The sequence below is a fragment of the Streptomyces sp. NPDC057950 genome, from assembly GCF_042887295.1.
GTDB classification, from domain to species: domain Bacteria; phylum Actinomycetota; class Actinomycetes; order Streptomycetales; family Streptomycetaceae; genus Streptomyces; species Streptomyces kaempferi.
Map to the genome: position 1 here is coordinate 16,333 of NZ_JBHVPP010000005.1, position 17,030 is coordinate 33,362.

Consider the following 17,030-nt stretch of genomic DNA (forward strand, 5'->3'; position numbering starts at 1 on the left):
CCGGGGCCCACGGGTCCCGGAACACCCGCTTGCACGAAGGAACTTCCGCCCCTCGTGCGGGATACCTCCTCGGGCGGTTACCGTGCGGTGGACGACGTGCCTTCGGAGGTGTCCCGTATGGCTGACGACCGTGCCGCAGGTCTGGCGGAGTGTGCCCGCGCCCTGGCCGCGGGCGAGGTGAGCTCGCGTGAGCTGGTCGAACGGGCGCTGGCCCGCATCAACGCGACCCAGCCCTCTTTGAACGCCTTCCGTCTGGTGCGCGCCGAGGCCGCGCTCGCCGAGGCGGACGCGGCGGACCGGGAACTCGCCGCGGGACACCGCCGGCCCTTGCTGGGGGTGCCGGTCGCGGTGAAGGACGACATGGACGTGGCCGGGGAGCCGACCGCGTTCGGCTGCCGGGGGGTCTTCCCGCCCGTGGCCCAGGACGGGGAGGCGGTGCGCCGGCTGCGCGCCGCCGGGGCGATCGTCATCGGCAAGACCAACACCTGCGAACTCGGCCAGTGGCCGTTCACGGAGGGCCCGGCCTTCGGCGCCACCCGCAATCCGTGGCACGCCGACCACACCCCCGGCGGCTCCTCCGGCGGCTCCGCGGCGGCGGTCGCGGCGGGTCTGGTCCCGGCGGCGCTGGGCTCGGACGGCGCGGGCTCCGTCCGTATCCCGGCCTCGTGGACCCATCTGATCGGGATCAAGCCGCAACGCGGCCGGATCTCCACCTGGCCGCGACCCGAGTCCTTCCAGGGCATCACGGTCAACGGCACCCTCGCCCGCTCGGTGGCGGACGCGGCGCTGCTCCTGGACGCTGCGAGCGGCAACCACGACGGCGATCTGCACCGCCCGCCCGTGCTGCGGGTGTCCGAGGCCGTGGGCCGCGAGCCGGGCCGGCTGCGGATCGCCCTGTCACTGAAGCCGCCGTTCACGGCGGTGCCCGCACGGCTCGACCCGGTCGTACGGGCGAAGGTGGTGGCCCTCGCGGAGCGGATCGCGGCGCTCGGGCACACCGTGGAGGAGGCCGAGCCCCGCTACGGGCGGATCGGGCTCACGTTCGTCCCGCGCGCGACGGCGGGTATCGCCGAACGGGTCCGCGACGCGCCCCACCCGCACCTCCTGGACCCGCGCACCCGTGAGGCGGCCCGCCTCGGCCGGCTGCTCGGGGGCGCGCCCCTGCGGGTGGCCCGGCGTGCCGAGGCGACCCTGCACCGCCGGATCGGCGCGCTCTTCGACACCTACGACGTGCTGCTCGCGCCCACCACGGCCGCTCCCCCGCCACGCGTCGGCTCGATGGCCAACCTGAGCGGGCTGGACACCGATCGGGCCATGATCGCGGCCTGCCCGTACGCCTGGCCGTGGAACATCCTGGGGTGGCCGGGTGTGAACGTACCCGCCGGTTTCGTCGGCGAGGGACTGCCGGTCGGTGCCCAGCTCCTCGGCCCCGCGCACAGCGAGCCGTTGCTCGTCTCGCTGGCCTCCCAGCTGGAGGACGACCAGCGTTGGCACGAACGGTGGCCGCCGCACGAGGCCCCGGCGGATTCCCCTGCTGTGTAACCGGCTTCGCGCCGTACGCTGGGGCCATGGACGATGCGTCGATGGTCGGATTGATGGGGCGGGTGACCGGGACGGTCGGCCCCGGGCTCGTCGGTGAGGTGATCGTCCGCGTGCGCGGCGGCGCCGAGCACTTCCTCGCCTACCCCTCCGTCGCGCAGGAGCGGATCGAGCGCGGCACCGTCGTGATGGTCGTCGAGTACCTGGCGCCGCGCACGGTCTACGTCTCGGCCGCGTACGACAGTTGACAGCTCGTCTGTGCGCGTTCCGCCCCAGGTGAGAGCGGTGTGCGTCAAGATTGCAACAAGGAACCGTCAGCGTCTTCACCCGGGTCGCGCACAGGAGCACACTCCCTTCGTTCGGTGCCGACAGGGCACCATCAAAAGGGGGCGTATGCCGATGGTCATCGGCGTCGTGGCGGGGACAGCTGTCCTCGCGCTGATTTTCGTGATCGTGGTCTTCAAGCTCATGTGGCGGGTGGCGGAGCCCAACGAGGCGCTGATCATCTCCGGTTCGAAGCATCGGACCGAGGGCCTCGAAGAGGGCATGGGTTTCCGTATCGTGACGGGGCGCGGCACGCTGGTGATGCCGGGTGTGCAGGCGGTACGGAAGATCTCGCTGGACCTCAACGAGACCGAACTGCACGTGGACTGCGTGACCACTCAGGGCATTCCGCTGAAGGTGCGGGGTGTGGTCATCTTCAAGGTGGGCGACGACTTCGTGTCGATCGCCAACGCGGGGCGCCGGTTCCTCGACCAGCAGAAGATGATGTCGGAGCGGGTGCACAACGTGTTCGCCGGTCATCTGCGGTCCATCGTCGGCGGGTTGACCGTCGAGGAGATGATCCGCGACCGGGAGAAGCTGACCGGTCAGACACGGGCCGCGTGCGGTACCGAGATGGAGAAGCTGGGTCTGATCGTCGACTCGCTGCAGATCCACGAGATCGAGGACCCGACCGGTTACATCAAGAACCTCGCGATGCCGCACGCCGCCGCCGTACAGCGCGACGCGCGCATCGCGCAGGCGGAGGCGAACCGACTCGCCACCGAGGCCGAACAGAAGGCCGCGGCCCGGATGTCGGAGGCGACCCGGGACAGCGAGATCCTGCAGGCCGGTTACCAGGCCGAGCGCGACAAGGCCGGGGCGAAGGCACAGCAGGCGGGACCGCTCGCCGCGGCCGCCGCCCGGCAGGATGTCGTCGTGCAGGAGACCCGGATCGCCGAACTCGAGGCGCAGCGCCGGGAGCAGCAGCTCCAGGCGGACGTCCGCAAGCCGGCGGACGCTCAGGCGTACGAGACCCGTGCGCGGGCCGAGGCGGAACGCGACGCGCGGATCTCCGCCGCGCAGGCCAAGGCCAAGGAGACCGAACTCGCCGCGGCGGCCGAGGCGAACCGGGTGAAGACCGCCGCGAACGCCGAGGCCGAGGCGACGAAGGCGCGGGGTGCCGCGGCCGCCATGGCGACCAGGGCCACCGGTGAGGCCGAGGCGGCCGCGGCCCAGGCCAAGGGCCTCGCGACCGCCGAGGCGACCCGTGCGCAGGGTCTCGCGGAGGCGGAGACCATCAAGGCGAGGGCCGCGGCTCTCGCCGAGAACCAGGAGGCCGTGGTCGCCCAGCAACTCGCCGAGAACTGGCCGGAGATCGTCCGGGCGGGCGCGAGCGCGTTCGGCAACGTCGACCACATGGTGCTGCTCAACGGCGCCGACGGCATGTCGGACATGTTCGCCAAGGCGCTCACCATGGGCGGCACGGGCCTGGGTCTGGCCCGGCAGTTGCTCTCGTCGATGAACCAGGACGGGGCTGGCACGGGCAACGGAGCCGCGGTCAACGGATTCGTGCCGCCGCGCGCGGAGAAGGTGCCGGTGGAGGGGGACGGCAAGTGACCGCATGAAGCTTCGGGCGTCCGGGAGTTGCCTCCCGGGCGCCCGAAGCTGTCGGCGCGGAGGGCCGGGTGTTGCGCGCCGGGGTCCCGCGGCGGGCCCCGTCGACGAGCCGCGCACACGCGGGCTCTAACGTGGCCCGCGTGAATGCCTTTACCGATGACACCGACGAGCATGTCCCCGGCCGCTACGGCCCTTCGGCCACCACGGAGGCCGAACCCCGCGCGGTGGGCCGGGTGCGCACGGAGTACTCGCCCGCGCACGACGGCGACCCCGATCCCGGCGAGATCGTCTGGACCTGGGTGCCCTTCGAGGAGAACGACGGACGGGGCAAGGACCGCCCGGTGCTCGTCGTCGCACGCGAGAGCGCGGGCACTCTGCTCGCCGTCCAGTTGTCGAGCAAGCGGCACGACGGCGACCGGGAGTGGGTACCGATAGGCAGCGGTCCGTGGGACCGCACGGGCCGGGACTCGTGGGTGGCCGTGGACCGGGTGCTGCGGCTGCACGAGGACGGCATGCGACGCGAGGCCTGCGCGTTGGACCGGATGCGGTTCAACCTCGTGGTGCACCGCCTGCGGGAGCGCTACGGCTGGAACTGACCGCCCGGGACGCCTGGGCGGGCCGTGCGGCACGTCCGGGCGAGCTGTACGGGACGTCCGGGCGAGCCGTGCGGGACGTCCGGGCGAGCCGTGCGGGACGTCCGGGCGGGCCGTCGGGTGAGTGGCCACGCGGTTCCTCACCCGATCGGCGGAGCGTCCGTGTCCCTACACCGCGGTCGCGAACGTCCGTTCGAACACCGTCCGGGTCGCCGCGCCCCGGGTGCGGTCCAGGACACCGAACACCACCTGGTCGAAGTAGCCCTCGAAGCGGCCCCCGACCAGCAGGTCACGGAAGGCCGCGGCGACCTGAGCCGGGTCGTTGCGGAAGACGCCGCAGCCCCAGGCTCCCAGGACCAGGCGCCGGTACCCCTCGGCCGCGGCGGTCTCCAGGACCCGCTCGGCCCGGACGGCCAGGGCGCGCGGCAGCTCGTCCGCGCGCTCCGGTGCGGTGCGCAGCACGACCGAGGCGTTCGGGGCCGCCGCGGTCAGGAATCCGGCGGTGTACGGCACGTCGAGCAGCTCACCCCGGCCGCCGCGGAAGACGGGCACGGCGGGCGAATGGATGACCCGGTCGGAGTAGAACGGGTCCGGGTGGGCGCGGTGGTGGTCGTAGAACTCGCGGACCCGCAGCAGGCAGGCGTAGAGCGCCGACGCCCGGCACAGGTCCTCCTCTTGGGCCTGCGCGCCCCTCAGATAGCCACCGCCGGGGTTACGCGCCGAGGCGAAGTTCAGTACGGCGACGGGCCCCGACGGTCCCTGGGCCCCCTCGCCCGTCAGCCGTGCCGCGGCCTGCGTGCTGCTCTCGCCCGTGACCTCGAACGACGTGCCGGCGAAGCCTGTGGCGAAGGCCGCGGGACCACTGGCCGGCACCCCGATCGGACCCGGCCCGTACATCCGCGTCCCCGCCCGCGCGGCCTCGACCGCCGCGGCGATCGACACCACCCGTCCGTGCGGTCCGCGGTACGAACCCGCCGCCACGGCCTCCTCGGTCTGCCGCGCGATCGCGCGCAGGCGTGCGCTCATGGCGTCACCCCCGTACACGCCATGCGAACGCCCCGCGCGATCTCCCCCGTCGTGCCCACGGACGCATCGTGAGCGATGCTGGTCGTGCGGCGCAACAGGTTTTCGCGGCCCCGCGCCCAGCGGCGCGCGAGCCGCCCCGGCGGTGCCCCCGGACCCTGGGCACGACGGATTTGCACCCTTGTGCGAACCGGCGAGAGGGTCTTGGGTGGGACGAGCAATGCCGGTCCGGCACCACAGACGTCGGGCCGGCGGCATGGTGGAATCTCAGGAGGATCCCTACATGTCCGATTCGGTGAGTGACTGTACGGAGCGACGCTCCGCCGTCACCGAGGCCGAGGTGGAAGCGCTGGTCCGAGGCATATGCTTCAAGACCGGACCTCCCCGCACCCTCGGTGTCGAAGTGGAATGGCTCGTCCACGAGCTGCGGCGTCCGCAGCTCCCCGCAACACCAGAACAGCTCGAAGCGGCGTACGCCGCTCTGCGGACCCTGTCCCTGCGTTCGGCGCTCACCGTCGAACCGGGCGGCCAGCTGGAGCTCAGCTCCGCACCCGCCGGCTCCCTGATGGAGTGCATCGGGTCCGTGTCCGCCGATCTCGACGCGGTGCGCGCGGTACTGCGCGAGGCCGGTCTGGGCCTCAGTGGCAACGGCCACGAACCCTGGAACCCCCCGAGCCGCTACCTCCGTGAGCCGCGCTACGACGCCATGGAGCGCTACCTGGACCGCACGGGCCCCGAGGGCCGGGCGATGATGTGCTCCTCGGCCTCGGTCCAGGTGTGTCTGGACGCCGGGTACGAGGAGCCCGGCCCGCTCGGCCACGGGCGCCGCTGGTGGCTGGCGAACCAGTTGGGCGCGGTCCTGGTGGCCGCGTTCGCGCACTCCCCGCTCGCCCGGGGCCACTACACCGGCTGGCGCTCCACGCGGCAGTCGCTGTGGACGGCGATGGACCCGGGCCGGTCCGCCGCGCCTCCGCTGGGCGGTGATCCGCGCGCGGCCTGGGCCCGGCACGTCCTGGACGCGCCGGTGATGTGCGTCCGTGCGCCGGAGGGCCCCTGGGAGGTACCCGAGGGCCTGACCTTCCGGGAGTGGACCCGGTCCGCCACACCCCCGACCCGGGCGGACCTGGACTACCACCTCACGACCCTGTTCCCGCCGGTCCGTCCACGCGGCCATCTGGAACTGCGCATGATCGACGCGCAGCCGGGCGAGGACGGGTGGATCGTGCCACTGGCGGTGACGGCGGCGCTGTTCGACGACCCGGAGGCGGCGGAGATCGCCTACCGGACCGTCAAGCCCCTCGCGGAGCGGGCGGAAGGACTGCCGGCTCCGTCCAATCCGCTGTGGATCGGCGCCGCCCGGCACGGCCTGACCGACCCCGAGCTGCGCGAGGCCGCCGTCATCTGCTTCGCGGCCGCCGCCGAGGCGCTGCCCCGCCTCGGTGCCACCGCCGAGGTGCGGGAGGCCGTCGCGGAGTTCACGGACCGCTATGTGGCCCGGGGGCGTTGCCCCGCAGACGATCTGCTGAGCCAGTTCCACAGCCAATTCCACGGTCGGCTCCACGACCAGTCCCACGACCAGTCCCACGACCGGCCCCAGGATCGGTCCGACGACCGGTCCCAGAACCGGTCCCACGGGAAGGACATCCGCACATGACCGCCCCCACCTCACCCACGGACCCCGAGTCGCTCAGGGAGCGCGCGCTCGACGCACTGACCACGGCCCGTGAGCGCACCGCGCTCCTCACGTCCTGCGTGGAGGAGCCCGAGCTGACCGCGCAGCACTCGCCGTTGATGTCCCCGCTGGTCTGGGACCTCGCGCACATCGGCAACCAGGAGGAGCTGTGGCTGCTGCGCGCGGTCGCCGGACGTGACGCCATGCGGCCCGAGATAGACGGGCTGTACGACGCGTTCGAGCATCCGCGCGCCGAGCGGCCCTCACTGCCGCTGCTTCCGCCCGCCGAGGCCCGGCAGTACGCCGCCGAGGTACGCGGCCGCGCCCTGGACGTCCTGGAGGGCACCGCCTTCCGGGGCACTCCGCTGACCGAGGCGGGCTTCGCCTTCGGCATGATCGCGCAGCACGAACAGCAGCACGACGAGACGATGCTCATCACCCATCAGCTGCGCAGGGGACCGGCGGCCCTCACCGCGCCGGACCCCGATCCCGCCCCGCCGTTCACGGGACCGGCCGAAGTCCTCGTCCCCGGCGGCCCGTTCACGATGGGCACGTCCACCGAGCCGTGGGCACTGGACAACGAGCGGCCGGCGCACCGGCGCGAGGTCCCGGCGTTCTTCATCGACACCACCCCGGTGACCAACGCCGCGTACCAGGCCTTCGTCGCGGACGGCGGCTACGACACCGAACGCTGGTGGAGCCCGCAGGGCTGGGCCCACATCCGCGCCCACGGCATCGAGGCGCCGCTGTTCTGGCGCCGGGAGGGCGGACAGTGGCTGCGGCGCCGCTTCGGCGCCACCGAACTCGTCCCGCCGGACGAGCCCGTGCTGCACGTGTGCTGGTACGAGGCCGACGCCTACGCCCGCTGGGCGGGGCGCCGGCTGCCCACCGAGGCCGAGTGGGAGAAGGCCGCCCGTCACGACCCGGCCACCGGCCGCTCCACCCGCTACCCCTGGGGCGACGCCGACCCCACCCCCGAGCACGCCAACCTCGGCCAGCGCCATCTGCGCCCGGCCCCGGCCGGAAGCTATCCGGCCGGTGAATCACCGCTCGGTGTACGGCAGTTGATCGGTGACGTGTGGGAGTGGACGTCGAGCGACCTGCAGCCCTACCCCGGCTTCGCGGCCTTCCCGTACAAGGAGTACTCGGAGGTCTTCTTCGGGCCGGAGCACAAAATTCTGCGCGGTGGCTCGTTCGCCGTGGACAAGGTCGCCTGCCGGGGCACCTTCCGCAACTGGGACTACCCGATCCGGCGGCAGATCTTCTCCGGGTTCCGCACGGCCCGCGACGGACAAGCCTGATGTGCCGCCATCTGGCCTACGTGGGCCCCGGAACACCGATCGGCCGGCTGCTGACGGACCCGCCGCACAGCCTGTTCCGGCAGTCCTGGGCACCCCGGCGGCAGCGGTACGGGACGGTCAACGCCGACGGTTTCGGGATCGGCTGGTACGCCGAGGGGGATCCGGTGCCCGCCCGGTACCGGCGCGCCGGACCCATCTGGGGCGACCAGTCCTTCGCGGACCTGGCCCGTGTCGTACGGACCGGGGCACTGCTCGGCGCCGTCCGGGACGCCACCCGGGCGGGAGCGGACGGAGAGGCCGCGGCGGCACCGTTCGCCGCGGGCACCTGGCTGTTCAGCCACAACGGCGCCGTCCTCGGCTGGCCCCACTCCCTCGCCCCGCTGACCCGCGGCCTGCCCGCCGCGGAGTTGCTGTCCCTGGAGGCCCGTTGCGACTCGGCGCTCGTCTGGGCGCTGGTCCTGCAGCGGCTGCGCACCGGGGACGACGGGAGCCGGGCCCTGGCCGACACGGTCCTGGAGGTCGCGGAGGCCGCCCCGGGCTCCCGGCTCAACCTGCTGCTCACCGACGGCGGCACCATCACCGCGACGGCCTGGGGCGACACCCTGTGGTACCTCGCCGAACCCGGCCGCGGCACCGTCGTGGCCTCCGAGCCGTACGACGACGACCCACGGTGGCAGGAGGTGCCGGACCGCACGCTGCTCGTGGCGACCCGCACCGACGTCCTGCTCACCCCGCTCAAGGACCCGCACGACCGCCAAGGCGTGCCCGACCACGAGGACCCCCACCACTCCATGGCATCCGCACGTCCGAAGGAGCCCAGCACGTGAGTCCGTTCCTTCTCACCCGCACCCTGCCCGAGGACGCCACGGACGCCGCGCTGCGCGCCGACGTCCTGCACGGCCTGTCCCACACGCCCAAGACGCTGCCGCCGAAGTGGTTCTACGACGCGCACGGCAGCGAGCTCTTCGACAAGATCACCGAACTGCCCGAGTACTACCCCACCCGGGCGGAGCGCGAGATCCTGGCCGCGCGGGCCCCCGAGATCGCGCGGGCGACCGGCGCACGCACCCTCGTCGAGCTCGGCTCGGGCTCGTCGGAGAAGACCCGTCATCTGCTCGACGCGCTGCCCGGACTGCACACCTACGTGCCGGTCGACGTCAGCGAGAGCGCCCTGACCCAGGCCGGGCACGCGCTGATCGCCGAGCGACCGGAGCTCGGCGTGCACGCGCTGATCGCCGATTTCACGGGCGGTCTCGCGCTTCCGGGCACACCCGGACCACGGCTGGTGGCGTTCCTCGGCGGCACCATCGGCAACCTGCTGCCCGCCGAGCGCGCCGCGTTCCTGGCCTCCGTACGGGCCCTGCTCTCCCCCGGTGACGCCCTGCTGCTCGGCACGGACCTGGTCAAGGACGAGTCGGTGCTCGTCGCCGCGTACGACGACGCGGCCGGAGTGACGGCCGAGTTCGACAAGAACGTGCTGACGGTCGTCAACCGCGAGCTCGGCGCCGACTTCGATCCGGACGCGTTCACCCATGTCGCCCTCTGGGACGCCGAGCACGAGTGGATCGAGATGCGGCTGCGTTCGCGGACCGAGCAGACCGTGAAGATCCCGGCCCTCGGCCTCGCCGTCGACTTCGCCGACGGTGAGGAGATGCGCACCGAGATCTCGGCGAAGTTCCGTGAGGAGGGGGTGCGGCGCGAACTCGGCGCCGCGGGACTCGACCTGACCCATTGGTGGACGGACCGGGAGGGCCGGTTCGCGCTGTCGTTGAGCGTGGTCAGGTGACGTCCCAAGCGGGGTGAGAGCACGCCCGGGTGGCGAACCCGGGCGCCGGAACAAGCACGGGCAACGGGCGTCGGCGGTGTACACCGTCGGCGCCCGTTGCCCGTGCCAGTGCCCGTCCCCGTCCCCGTTCCCGTCCCCGTTCCCGTTCCCGGCGCCCGTCCCCGTTCCCGGCGCCCGTTCCCGGCGCCCGTTCCCGCGCCCGGTACCGGCGCCCGGTACCGGCGCCCGGCGTGGAGTTCCGCCCGTCGAAGGAGCGCCGCGGGTACGCCGGCCCCGGCGGAAGGCGCCGCTGCCGGTGGTGTCCGCCAGGGCCTTTCCGGTTGCCGACCCTGATGTCCCATTCGATGATGGTGCTTGAATTTCCCCGCCTCGCGAGGCATTGCTTCGACTCGCTCTCCCGAGCGTGTTCCCGAGCTCGGAGAATCTGCTTCTGTTCACCTCTGGCGTGCTGGCGCGGGGGCGAAGGAGGAACCCTTGCTGAGCGCATTCGCCAAGGTCTTCAGAACCCCGGACCTGCGCAAGAAGCTGTTGTTCACGCTCGGCATCATCGTGCTCTACCGCGTGGGGTCGCATGTGCCGCTCCCCGGTGTGAACTACCGGAACGTCCAGGCGTGCGTGGACGCGGCGACGAAGAACGGCGGTCTGCTGGGTCTGGTCAACCTGTTCAGTGGCGGCGCCCTGCTCCAGATCACCGTGTTCGCGCTGGGAATTCTGCCGTACATCACGGCCAGCATCATTCTTCAACTGCTGACGGTGGTCATCCCGAAACTGGAGGCACTGAAGAAGGAGGGCGCCGCCGGGCAGGGGAAGATCACCCAGTACACCCGCTACCTGACGGTGGCCCTGGCCGTCCTGCAGGGTACGGGCCTGGTCGCGACCGCCCGCAGTGGTGCGCTGTTCCCCAGCTGCCCGACCGCCGCGGGCATCGTCCCGGACCGTTCGATCCTCACCACGCTGGTGATGGTGCTCACGATCACCGCGGGAACGGCCTGCGTGATGTGGCTCGGAGAGCTCGTCACCGAACGCGGTATCGGCAACGGAATGTCGATGCTCATCTTCATCTCCATCGCCTCCACGTTCCCCGGCGCGTTGTGGACGGTCAAAGAGGAGGGGCAGATCGCCGACGGATGGTTCGGCTTCGGCGTCGTCATTCTCGTCGGGTTCGCGATGGTGGCCCTAGTCGTCTTCGTGGAACAGGCGCAGCGCCGTATTCCGGTGCAGTACGCGAAACGGATGATCGGCCGTAAGTCGTACGGCGGAACGGCGACCTACATCCCGCTGAAGGTCAACCAGGCCGGTGTGGTTCCGGTCATCTTCGCCTCCTCGCTCCTCTACATTCCCGCGCTGATCGCACAGTTCTCCAACTCGCACGCGGGCTGGGCCACATGGGTCACACAGAACTTCGTCCGGGGGAACCATCCGTACTACGTCCTCGCGTACTTCCTCCTGATCGTGTTCTTCGCCTTCTTCTATGTGGCGATCACATTCAATCCGGAGGAGGTGGCGGGGAACATCAAACAGAGCGGCGGGTTCATCCCGGGCCTGCGGGCCGGCCGGCCCACGGCCGAATACCTGGGCTACGTCCTCAACAGACTCACCTGGCCGGGCGCCCTCTATCTGGGCCTGATCGCTCTCGTCCCCACCGTCGCGTTCGCGAGCTTCGGCGGCGCCAACCAGCTCACCGGTACGAGCATTCTGATCATCGTGAGCGTGGGCCTGGAGACCGTGAAGCAGATCAACAGCCAGATCGAGCAGCAGAACTACACGGGCTTCCTCCGGTGACACCCTCCGGGGGACGGCGGCCCGGGACTCATCCCCCGGTCTCCGCCAGCCGATCCGTGATCAGCCGGGAGGCGCGCCCGGCCTCGGTCGCGGGGTCGGCCCCGGTCAGGACCTTGGTCATATAGGACTTGATCGGGTTGTCGGCCTCGACGGCGGCCCACCGGGGCGAGGCGGGGGTCGCCCGGCCCCGCGCGGCGCCCACCGCCATGGCCGCGGCGCCCTCCTCCCCGGCCACCGCGCCCGCGAGAGTGGTCTTGTTGGGCACGTAGTTCATCGTCCGGGCCAGTTGGGTCTGCCACTTGGCGCCGACGAGGGCCGAGACGACGGCCGTGGCCGCCCGCCGGTCGTCGGTGTTCTTGGGCACCACGAGGTCGGAACCGCCGGTGAAGACGGCGCCGGGCTCGGCGGCCGCCTTGCCGGGGACGGGGAAGAACCCGAGTCTCCTCCGCAGCGCCGGGTTCTGCTCCACGATCGCCTGGGCGAGCCCGGGTACGGCCACGATCTGTGCCACATGGCCACCGGCGAACACCCCGGCCTGCGGCGGGTGTTCCTCGTCGGCCCCGGCGGGTCCGGAGCCGAGTGCCTGGAGCCGCCGGTAGAAGTCCATGCCGCGCAGGGCCGCGGCCGTCGCCAGGGAGCCCTCCCAGGTTCCGCCGGAATCCGTCGCGAGCTCTCCGCCCTCGTCCCAGACGAACCCGGCGAAGGTGTACCAGTCCTGGCCGGCCAGGTAGATCCCTTGGTTTCCGGCCGAGTTGAGCCGTCCCGTGTCCTCGATCCACTGCTCACGGGTCTTCGGCGGCTTCTTGATCCCGGCCCGGTCGAAGAGGTCCTTGCGGTAGATGACGACGCGGTTCGCCGCGTACCAAGGGATGCCGTACTGGCGGGTGCTGAACCGGCCCGGCTGGGCGAGGCCCGGGAGCCAGTCGTCCATGCCCCAGTCGCGCACCGACTCGAGCGTCAGGTCGCTCAGGCCGCCCCTGTCCACGTACTGCGCCACTTGGGTGTTGCCCACCTCGATGACGTCCGGTCCGCCGCCTCCCTCACCCTTCAGCGCCCCCTGGACCTTCTGCACGATCCCGGTCCACTGCTGGATGCGGATGTCCAGGGCGATGTCCCGGTGGGTCCGTTCGAAGTCCTCGGTGAACCGCTCGAGGAACTCCTCGGACGCGCTGTCCTTCATCAGCCACACCGTCACGGTGTGCCGTCCACCGCCTTCCCCCGGCAGAGCTCCGCACGCGGTCAGCAGGGAGGCGGTCACACAGGCGAGGGCGAGCAGACGACGCGTCACGAAGGGGATCCTGTTCTGTCTTGCGGACAGCGGAATGGGAACCCGGCGTGGGGGACGAGCTCCATGCTCGTACGGGTGTTCTGATTTTGGTATGGACCAATCAGGCCCGTCAAGGGCGGCCGGTCAGGACACCGCCGACATCTCGCGTACCGCGGCGCCGTGAGGCACCGTGGAATGACGCGTGGCACACCCGCCACGGCGGAGAGGAGCACCCGCATGACCGACCACACGTACCGGGTCACCGAGATCGTCGGCACCTCCCCCGAGGGGATCGACCAGGCCGTCCGCAATGGGATCGCCCGCGCCTCGCAGACCCTGCGCAACCTGGACTGGTTCGAGATCACCCAGGTCAGGGGGCAGATCGTGGACGGGGAGGTCGAGCACTACCAGGTGGGTCTGAAGGTCGGCTTCCGTCTGGAGGACGGCGCCTGACGCCACCGGGCGCCGCTCACCCCGGTATGTGGCCCCACCCCCGGGGCCTCATACCGCTCCCCCGCCGAGCCGTACGCCGATCCGCCGCGGGCCGCCGCGAGGCCGCACGCCGGACCCCATGGACATGCGGCGCGGACCCGTCACCGCGGTCACCGCTCGCGCCCCGCCCGGGAGCGGGATCGCGAGCGGACCCCCCGAACGGCCGACCGGCGGCCTTCACGGCGCCTCGGACGGGCGCCCACGTCGTTCGCCCCGGCCGGTCGTACGCCGACCGCCGCACACCGGCCGGGACCGGCACCGCCGATCGCGGCCCGGACCGGCGACGGACCGAGCCCGGCCGCCCCCGTCGGCCCGCTCACGTCGACCCGGAGACGTCGGCCCGGTCAGGTCCGCCCCTCGCGCTCCTGCGCGTTCTTCAGCGTCGCCGACGCGGTCGCCCAGCGCGCCCGTACGACCGTGAAACCGGCCCGCTCGGCCTCGTCGCAGACCAGTTCGTCGTCGTCCACGAGGGTACGGATCTCACGGTCACGGGCGAGTCGGCGCAGGACCTCCGGCTTGGTGCGGCGGGCCGGCCTGCGGTCGTCGTCGCGCCGCATCCAGACCGGCCCCTCGGGCAGCCCCTGGGCGGCCAGCCACGCGACGGTGTCACGGCGGCAGCGTTCGGGGCGGCCGGTGAGGTAGACCACATCGCACTCCCGCGCGCTCTCCATCGCCAGGGCCACGCCCTCGGCCAGCGGCGGATCCTGCGGCGCGGCCGCGAAGAACGCGTCCCAGTCGCGCGGGGTGCGCTCCAGGAACCGCTGCCGGTGCGCGCTGTCGGCGAGTGTGCCGTCGAGGTCGAACACGGCGACCGGCCTGCTGCTCTTCTGCGGGACGCTCGGCGATGTCACGAGGCGTCCGCCAGCCAGGGCCTGACCTGCTTACGGGCCTCGTGCAGACGGGACTTGAGCGTGCCGAGCGGGATGCCGACCCGTTCCGCGACCTCGGCGTATTCCAGTTGGCAGATGTCCCGGTAGACCAGCGGGGCCACCAGGTGCGGGTGTTCGCGCTCCAGCCGCTCCAGCGCCTCCAGGAGGTCGATGCGGGAACCGGCGATGACACTCGTGGTGCGGGGGTCGACATGCTGTGAGGCGTCGATGACGTCCGGCTGCTCGGCGGCCCGCCGCTTCAGTTCGCGGTACTTCTGGCGGGAGCAGTTGGCGACGACCGTGTAGAGCCAGGTGCTGAAGCGGCTGCGACCCTCGAAGCCGGTGATCTTCCGCGCCACCTGGAGGAGGACGTCCTGCGCCGCCTCCTCGGCGTCCTCGCGGCACGGCAGGAAGCGCCCGCAGCGCCGCATGACCTCCGGCCCCAGCCGCTGGAGCAGCAGATCCAGGGCGTCCGGATCGCCCGCGGCCGCGCGCAGCGCGAGCTCCTCGGTTCCCGCCGCGTCCTGCACTGGGTGCTCCCCTCGGTGTCGATCAGAGGCCAGGCATGATAGTCGCATGCACCCTCCGCAGCGGATCGGCCGCTACCGTCTGGACCGACGCCTGGGCGCCGGCGGCTTCGGCGTGGTCTGGCTCGCCCACGACGAGGTGCTGGACGCGGTCGTCGCCGTGAAGGTGCTGTCCGACAACTGGGTCGATCACTTGGATGTCCGGGAGCGCTTCCTCGCCGAGGCCCGGCTGCTGCGCAAGGCCGACTCGAACCGGGTCGTCCAGGTCTACGACATCGGTGAACTCCCGGACGGCAGGCCCTACTTCGTCATGGAGTACGCGGACGGGGGCACCCTCGCGGACCGGGTCGGCGGTGAACCGCTGCCGGTGTCCGAGGCCCTGCGACTGACCGCCCTGGCGGCCCGCGGCGCGGCCGCGCTGCACCAGGCGGGGATCGTGCACCGCGACATCAAGCCGTCCAACGTGCTGCTGCGCACGGCGCCCGGAGCGGGCGAGCGGGTGCTGCTGGCGGACCTCGGTCTCGCCAAGAGCCTGGCACACGCCTCGGGGCTGACGATGGCCGCGGGTTCCGCGGGCTACACCCCGCCGGAGCAGGCCCAGCCCGGGTCGGGGATCGACGCGCGGGCCGATGTGTACAGCCTGGGAGCCCTCGGCTATCACCTGCTCACGGGCACGGTACCCGGGCCGCCCGGCAAGGTCGTACGCCCCGACCGGCTCCGTACCGGCCTCGCGCCGGCCGTCCAGCGGGCGTTGCTCCGTGCCATGGAGCCTGACCGGGAGCGGCGCTGGCCGACGGCGCTGGATCTGGCCGAGGAGCTGGAGCGGCTGGCCGGAGCGGCGCCGGCTCCGGCCCCCCGACCGGCCCGGCGCCGTCGAGGGACCGTGATCGCCGCGGTGGCCGTCGCGGTCGTGGTCGCCGCCGGCGGCGTCACCGCCGCCCTGGTGACCCGGCACTCCTCCGGCGGGTCCGTGCGGGTCGCGGACGCCTCGGGACGGCTCACGGTGGAGGTGCCGCGCGCCTGGAGCCGCCAACTGCGCGACTCCGGGTGGAATCCGCGGACCGTGGGCCTGTCGGACACCCGCGAACCGGGGCTGGCCGTCGCCGACGACCTGGCGAAGTGGCAGGACCTGCGCTCGGGCGTCGACGGGGCTTTCGTCGGTCTGAGCGAACGCGGGGACGTACGGGCCGAGGTCGCCTCGCTCGCCCACACCGGATGCCACTACGACGGCAGCCGCACGTACACGGGCGCGCACTGGCACGGGCTGGTGAGGACCTGGAGCGACTGCCCGGACGGTCACGGCTCGCTCACGGAGGCGGGGCTCGCCCCCGCGGGCGGCGCCGCACAGCCGCAGCTCTATGTGCAGATCCGCCAGAAGAGCGACAGCGACGCCACCGACCGTGTGCTCGGTTCCGTACGGGTAGGCACCTGACGAGAACGCGTGCCCCGTACTCGCGAACTTTTTCCGGCCGGCGCGCATCGGACACTGATGACGGAGCACGGAGCGCCGTACGCACGAGTCACGGCGTGCGCTGAATTCGAAGGAGTTTGACATGGCGACCTTCCGGCACGGCGACGAGATTCCCGTACGCCGTACGTCCTCCCCCGCGCACTGGGCGGCGGTGGTCGCGGGCATCGCGCTGCTGGGCACGCTCTCGGCCTGCGGCACCGACAGCGGTACGAGCGGCACCCCGCAGAAGCTCCCCGGCACGGCCCAGCCGGCCTCCGGCGACACGACCCCGGACGGCTCCGGCACCGGCACCCCTTCGGCCGGAGGCGACAGGACGTCGGCACCGGCGTCGGGCTCGTCCTCGGCCACCGCCACGGCCTCGACGGGAAGCGGCGCCGCGAGCACCCGCTGCCACACCTCCGAGCTGCGCGCGACGGTCGGCGGCAACGACCCGGGAGCGGGCCAGGAGAACTTCCCCGTCGTCCTCACCAACGCCTCCCACCGCACCTGCACCCTGCGCGGCTACCCCGGGGCGGCCTTCGTCGACGCGTCGGGCAAGCAGCTCGGGCCCGATCCGAAGCGCTCCCCCGGTTCGCCGGTCACGGTCACCCTGGCCCCGGGCCGAAGCGCGTGGGCGGGCCTGACGTTCTCCAACCCGGAGATCAGCGGGGCCCGCACGGCCACGCCGGCGTCGCTGGTCGTCACGCCCCCCGACGAGCGGGACCCGCTCAAGGTCGCCTGGAAGGGCGGCAAGGTCCCGGTGTCGGGGAACTCCTCGTCGGTCTCCCTCACGGTCGTCCGGGCCGGCACCGGCGCCTGACCTCGCCGGCCCCGCCGCTCCCCCGCTG

At 72.4% G+C, this 17,030-nt stretch carries 16 protein-coding genes; 12 read left to right on the forward strand and 4 right to left on the reverse strand.

What is annotated here, in order from left to right:
• Positions 1-117 precede the first annotated feature (117 nt).
• The 4 genes from ACFVTC_RS10830 (at position 118) to ACFVTC_RS10845 (ending at position 4,016) form a co-directional block, all read left to right on the forward strand.
• Positions 118-1,542 (forward strand): amidase, encoded by a 1,425-nt coding sequence (locus ACFVTC_RS10830; protein ID WP_390126238.1) that lies wholly within the window; start codon positions 118-120, stop codon positions 1,540-1,542.
• Between the two features lie 26 nt (positions 1,543-1,568).
• A complete protein-coding gene (locus tag ACFVTC_RS10835; RefSeq protein WP_390126239.1) occupies positions 1,569-1,787 on the forward strand; it encodes a hypothetical protein in 219 nt (72 codons plus the stop codon).
• Between the two features lie 145 nt (positions 1,788-1,932).
• Complete coding sequence (locus ACFVTC_RS10840) at positions 1,933-3,420, forward strand: flotillin family protein (protein WP_390126240.1); 1,488 nt, start codon at positions 1,933-1,935, stop codon at positions 3,418-3,420.
• 140 nt (positions 3,421-3,560) lie between these two features.
• Positions 3,561-4,016: a type II toxin-antitoxin system PemK/MazF family toxin gene (locus tag ACFVTC_RS10845; RefSeq protein WP_390126241.1), complete on the forward strand. Its 456-nt coding sequence runs from the start codon at positions 3,561-3,563 to the stop codon at positions 4,014-4,016.
• Positions 4,017-4,181: 165 nt separating this feature from the next.
• On the opposite strand, the gene ACFVTC_RS10850 is transcribed toward ACFVTC_RS10845, so the two are convergent.
• The gene (locus ACFVTC_RS10850; RefSeq protein WP_390126242.1) at positions 4,182-5,039 is read right to left on the reverse strand and encodes a TIGR02452 family protein; all 858 of its coding nucleotides are present in this window, start codon (positions 5,037-5,039) and stop codon (positions 4,182-4,184) included.
• 280 nt (positions 5,040-5,319) lie between these two features.
• On the opposite strand from ACFVTC_RS10850, the gene egtA reads away from it, so the two are divergent.
• From egtA to secY, 5 genes are all read left to right on the forward strand, one after another.
• Positions 5,320-6,690 carry an ergothioneine biosynthesis glutamate--cysteine ligase EgtA gene (gene egtA / locus ACFVTC_RS10855; RefSeq protein ID WP_390126243.1) on the forward strand — a complete coding sequence of 457 codons (1,371 nt, stop codon included), beginning with the start codon at positions 5,320-5,322 and terminating at the stop codon, positions 6,688-6,690.
• A complete protein-coding gene (gene egtB / locus ACFVTC_RS10860; protein ID WP_390126244.1) occupies positions 6,687-8,009 on the forward strand; it encodes an ergothioneine biosynthesis protein EgtB in 1,323 nt (440 codons plus the stop codon). The genes egtA and egtB overlap by 4 nt, the downstream gene beginning before the upstream one ends.
• On the forward strand, positions 8,009-8,836 hold the full coding sequence (gene egtC / locus ACFVTC_RS10865) for an ergothioneine biosynthesis protein EgtC (RefSeq protein ID WP_390126245.1): 828 nt from the start codon (positions 8,009-8,011) through the stop codon (positions 8,834-8,836). The genes egtB and egtC overlap by 1 nt, the downstream gene beginning before the upstream one ends.
• Positions 8,833-9,795 (forward strand): L-histidine N(alpha)-methyltransferase, encoded by a 963-nt coding sequence (egtD, locus tag ACFVTC_RS10870; protein ID WP_390126246.1) that lies wholly within the window; start codon positions 8,833-8,835, stop codon positions 9,793-9,795. Before egtC ends, egtD begins: the two co-directional genes overlap by 4 nt.
• 474 nt (positions 9,796-10,269) lie before the next feature.
• The gene (gene secY / locus ACFVTC_RS10875; protein WP_390126247.1) at positions 10,270-11,577 is read left to right on the forward strand and encodes a preprotein translocase subunit SecY; all 1,308 of its coding nucleotides are present in this window, start codon (positions 10,270-10,272) and stop codon (positions 11,575-11,577) included.
• A 28-nt stretch (positions 11,578-11,605) separates the two neighbouring features.
• Here secY and ACFVTC_RS10880 read toward each other — a convergent pair whose 3' ends face one another.
• Positions 11,606-12,865, reverse strand: coding sequence for an extracellular solute-binding protein (locus tag ACFVTC_RS10880; protein ID WP_390126248.1), 1,260 nt, complete (start codon positions 12,863-12,865; stop codon positions 11,606-11,608).
• Positions 12,866-13,081: 216 nt separating this feature from the next.
• On the opposite strand from ACFVTC_RS10880, the gene ACFVTC_RS10885 reads away from it, so the two are divergent.
• Positions 13,082-13,297, forward strand: a complete 216-nt coding sequence (locus ACFVTC_RS10885; protein WP_356798239.1) for a dodecin — start codon at positions 13,082-13,084, stop codon at positions 13,295-13,297.
• 383 nt (positions 13,298-13,680) lie between these two features.
• Here ACFVTC_RS10885 and ACFVTC_RS10890 read toward each other — a convergent pair whose 3' ends face one another.
• Together ACFVTC_RS10890 and ACFVTC_RS10895 are read right to left on the reverse strand one after the other, a co-directional pair.
• Positions 13,681-14,187 carry a hypothetical protein gene (locus ACFVTC_RS10890; protein ID WP_390126249.1) on the reverse strand — a complete coding sequence of 169 codons (507 nt, stop codon included), beginning with the start codon at positions 14,185-14,187 and terminating at the stop codon, positions 13,681-13,683.
• A complete protein-coding gene (locus tag ACFVTC_RS10895) occupies positions 14,184-14,735 on the reverse strand; it encodes an RNA polymerase sigma factor (protein ID WP_390126250.1) in 552 nt (183 codons plus the stop codon). The genes ACFVTC_RS10890 and ACFVTC_RS10895 overlap by 4 nt, the downstream gene beginning before the upstream one ends.
• A 46-nt stretch (positions 14,736-14,781) precedes the next feature.
• Between ACFVTC_RS10895 and ACFVTC_RS10900 the strand changes: the two genes are divergently transcribed.
• Both ACFVTC_RS10900 and ACFVTC_RS10905 read left to right on the forward strand, forming a co-directional pair.
• Positions 14,782-16,164: a serine/threonine-protein kinase gene (locus ACFVTC_RS10900; protein ID WP_390126251.1), complete on the forward strand. Its 1,383-nt coding sequence runs from the start codon at positions 14,782-14,784 to the stop codon at positions 16,162-16,164.
• 121 nt (positions 16,165-16,285) lie between these two features.
• Entirely contained in the window at positions 16,286-17,002 is a 717-nt protein-coding gene (locus ACFVTC_RS10905; protein ID WP_390126252.1) for a DUF4232 domain-containing protein, read from the forward strand.
• Positions 17,003-17,030 lie beyond the last annotated feature (28 nt).

Bases quoted from the DNA above. Each gene is read 5' to 3' on its own strand.
- ACFVTC_RS10900 (WP_390126251.1), top strand. From the start codon at position 14,782: ATGCACCCTCCGCAGCGGATCGGCCGCTACCGTCTGGACCGACGCCTG.
- egtA (WP_390126243.1), top strand. From the start codon at position 5,320: ATGTCCGATTCGGTGAGTGACTGTACGGAGCGACGCTCCGCCGTCACC.
- ACFVTC_RS10840 (WP_390126240.1), top strand. From the start codon at position 1,933: ATGCCGATGGTCATCGGCGTCGTGGCGGGGACAGCTGTCCTCGCGCTG.
- egtB (WP_390126244.1), top strand. From the start codon at position 6,687: ATGACCGCCCCCACCTCACCCACGGACCCCGAGTCGCTCAGGGAGCGC.
- egtC (WP_390126245.1), top strand. From the start codon at position 8,009: ATGTGCCGCCATCTGGCCTACGTGGGCCCCGGAACACCGATCGGCCGG.
- ACFVTC_RS10835 (WP_390126239.1), top strand. From the start codon at position 1,569: ATGGACGATGCGTCGATGGTCGGATTGATGGGGCGGGTGACCGGGACG.
- ACFVTC_RS10850 (WP_390126242.1), bottom strand. From the start codon at position 5,039: ATGAGCGCACGCCTGCGCGCGATCGCGCGGCAGACCGAGGAGGCCGTG.
- ACFVTC_RS10885 (WP_356798239.1), top strand. From the start codon at position 13,082: ATGACCGACCACACGTACCGGGTCACCGAGATCGTCGGCACCTCCCCC.
- ACFVTC_RS10905 (WP_390126252.1), top strand. From the start codon at position 16,286: ATGGCGACCTTCCGGCACGGCGACGAGATTCCCGTACGCCGTACGTCC.
- ACFVTC_RS10830 (WP_390126238.1), top strand. From the start codon at position 118: ATGGCTGACGACCGTGCCGCAGGTCTGGCGGAGTGTGCCCGCGCCCTG.